This window comes from Xanthomonas sp. NCPPB 1067 (genome assembly GCF_020783795.1).
Taxonomy (GTDB): Bacteria; Pseudomonadota; Gammaproteobacteria; order Xanthomonadales; family Xanthomonadaceae; genus Xanthomonas; species Xanthomonas melonis.
Genome location: NZ_JAJGQG010000051.1, coordinates 1 through 6,733, shown reverse-complemented (window position 1 = coordinate 6,733; position 6,733 = coordinate 1). Strand labels below are relative to the sequence as shown.

Here is a 6,733-nt window from a genome sequence, read left to right as displayed (position 1 = left end):
GATCGAGACAATTTTCACCTCTATGGCAACAAGTTGGCAGGCACCCCTGAGAACTTCAGGGATGTCTTCAATGCGCTAGGCACTGCAGGCTTGAAAAAAGACGAGCTGCAGCTGATGTACCAGCCCGAGCTGCTGACTTATGCTGGAAAGGGTATTGGCAGAGACGGTCGCCTTACCCTCGCTGTTCCAGCTACAGGGGCCGCGATCGGCCTCGCAGCGGCGGGTGGCGGAGCATGCGCGCTCAACCTTGTTGCCTGCGGGCGACTAGCAGTTAGTGCGCTTGACGCAATCGCAACGGAGTGGACCGGTGGACACTCCCTTGCTGTTTTTGGAGGGGGGGCGGTTGGCTCAGCTATTGCGCAGAAATTTGATGATTTATTGGCTAGCCCTGGATTCACGGTAGATGATCTTGTACTAGCGTATAGAAGACTTATTCCGCTTAAAGCTGATGGAAAAGCAGATGCTGCAGCTGCTGCCAACCTTTTAAAGGATTTGATGAAAAGAGAGGCTCACGACCCTTTGATTGGACGGATACTTGAGCCAGGCCGGGAGACCGTCAAAGTCACAGCTGAGGCGAGTGTGGCAGGTAAGAAGATCATAGACACGAATCAGATGGCACGTCCAGCAGCAATGGCCGACAGTTCGAAGTCTACGTTGATTGCCGACCTGATTCCGCCGGGTGCTCCTAACTCGAATATGAGCAATGCTCATGCGGAAATTGCTACCATACAAAGGGCTTACGATTCGGGCTTGACGCAAGGGCAGGAGATGTCGATGGTAGTGAGGGGGGAGGAAATATGTTCTTATTGTAGTCAATCTACCAACTTGGCGGCTGCCGCCGAGAGGTCTGGGCTCAACGCGTTGACGGTCTATGATGCTACTACTGGGAAAACCTGGATTTGGAGTAGGCGGAAAATTGGTAGCGGTCTGGTCGAGCTAAAGAGGACTACTGGTGAATAATAAGTATGAATTCATACTGTCCTTTGGCGTCCCAGGCATGCGTGCTGTTTGCACTGAAGATCCTGTATGGGAAAGAATCTCTGCTGGAATTGAATCTGTTTTTGTAGACGGTGGGCGTGCCTCCCTTGTCATGCATGAATACAATGGAGTCGATAATTCAGGTGAAAAAATTCAGGCAGTTATTATGGAGGGGGTTAAAGGAGCATATAGAATTCTGTTAAGGGTTGATTCAAATGATCCAAGGCGTGAAATTTTGAAGTGGTGGGGGGGTGAAAATTGTAATGGAGTTGATTTTGTAAATTATCTGGATCAGAGGTGGAATCCAAGAGGTTGGTTGTTTGATTTGGATTTGGCAAAGAAGGTGATGAAGGTTTTTTTTGATAAAGGTAGATTGGATGATATGTCAAACTTCAAATCGCCTTGGGATGTAGATTTTTCGTTTATAACTCGTTGAATGAGCTTTTTACTTGAATAAAAGGATTGCTCGACTGTCCATTTGAAAGTTCGCCGCGGATGCTCGGCGTCGACATGACACTGACCGGCACTCGCGTGCAGGTGGGTGGCAGCGCGGCGCTGATCGCCGACAACAACCTCAGCCTCATGCCCAGCGTGCTGCGCAACGACAACGGCCTGTTGCGTGGCGGCGACGCTGTCTCGCTCGTCACCGGCAAGGACCTGATCGTCTCGGCCGGCAACGACCTGACCATCCGCTAGACAAAGTTCACCGCCGGCAACGACATTGCCCTGACCGCCGCATAGGCTGCGACCAAGGAAGGCGGCATCACCCTGGCCGCCGGCAACGACGTCAACCTGCTCGCCGCCAGCGAGCAGCACGATGCCGTGCAGGACATGACCAAGAAGAAGAAGGGCACGTTCAGCAGCAAGACCACCACCACCCATGATGCGTGGCAGGACACGCTGGCCATCGGCACCGCGCTGAGCGGCGAGTCGGTCAACATCTCGGCTGGCAACGATGTCGCCGTGGTCGGCTCGACCGTCCTCGCCGAGGGCGATGTGCGCCTGGCCGCAGGCAACAACGTCATCATCGAATCCGCCCAGGACACCAGCAGCGAAACGCATCGCTTCAGCCAGAAGCGCTCGGGCCTGACCGGCAGCATCGGTGGGGGGCGTTGCCAGCATTGGCTACAGCCATGCGCGCAGCAACAGCGAGAATACGACCGAGTCGGTTACCCAAGTCGCCTCGTCGGTCGGCTCGACGGAAGGCAATCTCGTCGTCAGCGCGGGCAACCAGCTGACCATTGCCGGCTCCGATCTCGGTGCCGGCAAGGACCTGACCTTGGCCGCCAAGGACATCGCGCTGTTGGCACGCCAGGACACGGTGGATAACGACGCCAGCCAGTCCAGCAAGTCGAACGGCTTCTCGATCGGCGTGACCTACGATCCGGGCGCCTCCTACCGCAGCGCCCGCGATTCGACCACCAAGAACATGGTCGACACCGGCTCGACCATGAGCAAGATGAGCGGCGATGCCGAAGGCGCAGCCGCCGGCACCATGGCCGCGATCACCCCGGTCGTCATCCAGGCCAGCAGCCATCGCTCCAATGCGGCGCAGAACGAAAGCACCAGCGATGCGCGCGTCAGCCAGCTCGCCGCCGGCGGCAACCTGACCCTGCTCGCCAGCGATGGCTCGATCACCAGCCAGGGCACGCAAATGTCTGCGGAGGGCAATGCGCTGCTGCTCGCCAGCAAGGACATCGTGTTCGACGTTGCGCACAACACCCAGTCCAGCGGCAATGCCAGCACCGGCAAGGGCTGGGGTTTCAACAATGCGGCAGGCTTGCCGTACGGTAACTACAACCAGCAGGGCACCGGCAACGGCCAGACCGACACCATCACCGGCACCCAGTTGTCGGTGGGCGGCAATGCCAGCCTGACCACCACGCAGGGCGACATCTCCCTGACCGCAAGCAACATCGCAGCCCAAGGCAATGTAAGCATGCGCGCGGCCGGCGACCTGACCATCCAGAGCGGCCAGGACATCCTGGGCAATACCAACCAGTCCACCAGCAAGGGCATCGGCACGGTCGTCATCTCCGACACCGAGCGTTTTGCCGGCTACAACAAGAAGAATCACACCGACGACAACGCACAGGTCACGCAGGTGGCCAGCAACGTCGGCAGCCTGGGCGGCAATGTCAGCCTGAGCGCAGGTGGCACGTACACGCAGTCGGCCAGCAATGTGGTCGCAGCGAAAGATGTCGACATCACCGCCGCCTCGATCCAGCTGCTGATCGCCAATACAAGCAGCTCGGCCTCACAGCAGGACGACGATCTCAAAATTGGCGCCTTCGCACGCATCAAATCCCCGCTGATCGATCTGATCAACAACGTGGACGATGCACGTAAGTCCGATGGGCGGTTGGGCGCGATGCAAAACATGGCTGCCGCCGCGAATGCCTACCAGACGGCACGGGCGGTTCAGAGTGGCTCGCTGCTCAGCGTCGAAGCAGGCGTGGGTTTCGCCACCAACGAGAGCAGCTTCAACAGCAGCAGCCAACTCTCGCAAGGCTCCACCATCACCGGTGGCGGCAATGTCAGCCTGAAGACCACCGAAGGCGACCTGCGCATCGTGCAGGGCAACCTCAAGGCCGGCGATACGCTGCGCCTGGACTCGGCACGCGATCTGGTGCTGGAAGCGGGCAGCTCCAGCAACACCGAGCAGAGCAAGGGCAGCAATGCGGGCTTCGAGGTCGGCGTCGGCGCCTCGGTCGGCGCGCAGACCGGCGTGTATGCGTATGTGCAGGCCAGCGTCGGCAGCCACAAGTCCAACGTGGATGGCAGCACCTGGCAAAACACACAACTGGCTGGCCAGAACATCGCACTCACCTCGGAAGGCGACACCACGCTTCGTGGTGCAGTTGCGAAGGCTGACCGGATCGACGTGCAGACCGGCGGTGATCTGACCATCGAATCGCTGCAGGACAAGCTGGACATCCAATCGAAGGAAAGCAGCGTTGGTGGTCGCGTGCAGGTGTCGTTCGGCAGCGCCTGGGATGTCAGCGGCTACGCCAGTGCGGCCAAGGCCAACGGCAACTATCTCGGTGTGGTCGAGCAGTCGGGCCTGTTTGCGGGCAATGGCGGTTACCACGTCACTGCCGGCAACGTAAACCTGATCGGCGGCGCCATTGCCAGCACGAATGCAGCTGCCAGCGAGCTGACGGCCGATGCGCTGACGTTTACCGATCTGAAAAACCGGATGGACTACAGCGCCTCTTCGGGCAGCATCAGCGGCGGCTTCGGAAGTACCGGCAACCAAACCGATGCCAACGGCAACCCGGTGCAGAAGAGCGCGGGCGAGCAATCCCGCGACATCGGCAACACCATCGCCAACGGCGACTACGGCAAGGCCAACACCGGCAGCTTCATGCCGGGCGTGCCGATGAGTGAGAGCGGCAGCGACACCACCTACACCCGTGCCACCTTGACCGAGGGCAACATCAAGATCGGCGGCAAGACCACCACGGCTGCGGCCACCGGCATCAACACCGATGCAACTGCGGCGCATGAGGCTGTGGCGACCTTGCCGGACGTACGCAAGATCCTGGGCGAACAGCAGGCAATGGCGGCGGCGGCCAGCACGGTCATCGCAACGGGCAGGCAGATCGGCCAGGACATTGCCGCATCGGCCGAGAACAAAGCGCGCGCCATCGAAGACCAGTACAGGAACGACCTCAAGACCGACGATGACAGGAATCGTTTCGCGGCCTTGACGCCTGCCCAGCGGGAAAGCGAACTGCTGCAGAAGGTCCCGGACTACCGTGCGGCTTACGAGTCAAAGTAGCAATGGGGCACGGGCGGCGACTACAGCCGGGCGTTGCAGGCGGTCACTACGGTCCTGGTCGGCAGCGTCGCCGGCCAGGGGGCGAGCCAAGTTGCCGGGAATGCACTGGCACCTTACGCCGCGCAGCTGGTCGGCAAGACCTTCGACCAGAACCACGGCAGCAACCCGAACGCCGTGCTGCAAGGGCTATCGCATGCAGTGCTCGGCGCGGTGCTGGCGCAAGTCAACGGCACATCCATGACCGGTGGCGCGCTTGCGGGCGCAGGTGGCGAGCTGGCGGCGCAGTACCTGACCAAGACCCTGTACGGCGACGACCCGCAAGCCTACGGCCCGGATGGCAAGTTCGATCCGAACCGGTTGCCGGATGCGGACAAGCAGCTGATCGTCTCGTTGTCGCAGGCCGTTGGTGCCATTGCGGGTGGGATGACGGGCGGGAGTCTGGCGGATGCTGCGACGACCGCAGATATTACGAAGAACGCGGTTGAGAACAATTTCCTCGGCAAGGATGATCATGCGAGATTGAAAGAGCTTCGTCAGAAAGCTGAAGCACAGTTTGGACTGAATCCACAGGAATCTTTGGAGCTGGTCCTGCTTGATGCCGGTGATCAGATGAGCGCCGGTCTTCTAAAGAAAGTACTGGCTGGAGAGACTCTCACTGAGGTCCAGAAAGCTGGTCTCGCTACTTACTACCAGCGCTACATCGATCAGAACGGAAGCTTCGATCTGAACAATCTGCAAGGCATCGGGCCAGATCAAGTTTACGGCTTTCCGTATGCGGGATTGAGCGTCGATCAGCGCGCATATGCAAGTACGAATTTCACCTTCATGGAGCGCTTGTTCGGCCGCGACAAGACAGCGAATGACAAGATCTACGTTGACGCGCTCATCAAGTCAGGGCTTGAAGTCACTCGCACTGAAGATCTGCTCCCATCCTCGATGCAGCTGAGGGGCTTCTTCGCCCTCCATGATTCATTGAGCTCAAGCGCACTTGCGAGCATTGGGTATCTTGGTGCAACTGCGGCGGGAATGAGTGAGGAAAATCGGCGCAATGTCGCAAATACTATTGCTGGAGCTACGCAGATTGTTGGCTTGATAGTTTCACCCAAGACCAGCCTGCTGCCAGGTACCGGAGGGCTCGGGGTGCCTCGTGCGCCAGTACCTCGTTATGTGCAAGAAGTGTCGCCGAATACACTGGTAATTCCTCCTAAAAATCCGGTGGCTAGCAACGGTTATGGGGTGCCGCGTGAGCCAGTGCCTCGTTCTGTGGAAGAGGCACCGCCGAATGCCACGATAACCAATCCTAAAAATCCAACGGCCAGCAGGGGCACTGAGGTGCCGCCTAATCAGCCAATCGAACAGCCTGCGTTCTCATCAAGTAGGCCGCTGGCACTTCCTTCGCCAAATTTTAATGTGCCTAGCGGCTACACGGCTTCGAAGAACGCTGATGGCACTGCCACAGTTACTGGGCCGCGTGGTGGTATATACAACTCAACTGGTCGATACACAGATGACGGAAAACCAATTTTTCGGGATAACAATGGCGGATATGTCACCCTGGAAGGCGGGAGAGTAAGTGTAAGGGCGCCGACCAACTACGATACGATCCCCATCCATCATATTTGTACCGATAAATGCAATTCTGATACGAACGGCAGGGAAGCTTGGACTCCGCAGTTTCAACGGTTCTTTGATGGCTCCGGTCTCGATATAAAACGGGCAAAAGAAAACCTGGTCGCGGTTCCAGGTCATAGAGGACCCCACCCTGACGATTACCATAGGTATGTGTATGGTATGCTGGATGATGCCACTAGTGGCTTGACTCCTAAGGATGGTCTGATCAACGCGGCCGGAGAACGAAGCAAGCCACATCCACCGCGCTAAGAGCGCTCAAATCCCCGATTTTTTGCCGTTTTCGGCGCGTTTGCGGGGTATTGCCTGAATTACAGGCACACCTTCCCCGCAGCAGGCATT

At 58.4% G+C, this 6,733-nt stretch carries 5 protein-coding genes and 1 pseudogene; all 6 read left to right on the top strand.

Annotated features, from left to right (window positions below):
- Window positions 1-960: cytidine deaminase-like fold-containing protein (locus LL962_RS20540; protein WP_228318246.1), on the top strand; the 960-nt coding region annotated here is incomplete at its 5' end.
- Complete coding sequence (locus tag LL962_RS20535) at window positions 953-1,414, top strand: hypothetical protein (protein ID WP_228318245.1); 462 nt, start codon at window positions 953-955, stop codon at window positions 1,412-1,414. The genes LL962_RS20540 and LL962_RS20535, both read left to right, overlap by 8 nt.
- Window positions 1,415-1,488: 74 nt before the next feature.
- Window positions 1,489-1,674: a hypothetical protein gene (locus LL962_RS21010; protein ID WP_343237493.1), complete on the top strand. Its 186-nt coding sequence runs from the start codon at window positions 1,489-1,491 to the stop codon at window positions 1,672-1,674.
- Between the two features lie 66 nt (window positions 1,675-1,740).
- A pseudogene (locus LL962_RS21075) lies at window positions 1,741-1,980 on the top strand (hypothetical protein); the annotation flags it as partial.
- Between the two features lie 100 nt (window positions 1,981-2,080).
- Window positions 2,081-4,762 carry a hemagglutinin repeat-containing protein gene (locus LL962_RS20530; protein ID WP_441004889.1) on the top strand — a complete coding sequence of 894 codons (2,682 nt, stop codon included), beginning with the start codon at window positions 2,081-2,083 and terminating at the stop codon, window positions 4,760-4,762.
- Between the two features lie 33 nt (window positions 4,763-4,795).
- Window positions 4,796-6,643 (top strand): VENN motif pre-toxin domain-containing protein, encoded by a 1,848-nt coding sequence (locus LL962_RS21000; protein ID WP_343237491.1) that lies wholly within the window; start codon window positions 4,796-4,798, stop codon window positions 6,641-6,643.
- The last annotated feature ends 90 nt before the right edge of the window (window positions 6,644-6,733 follow it).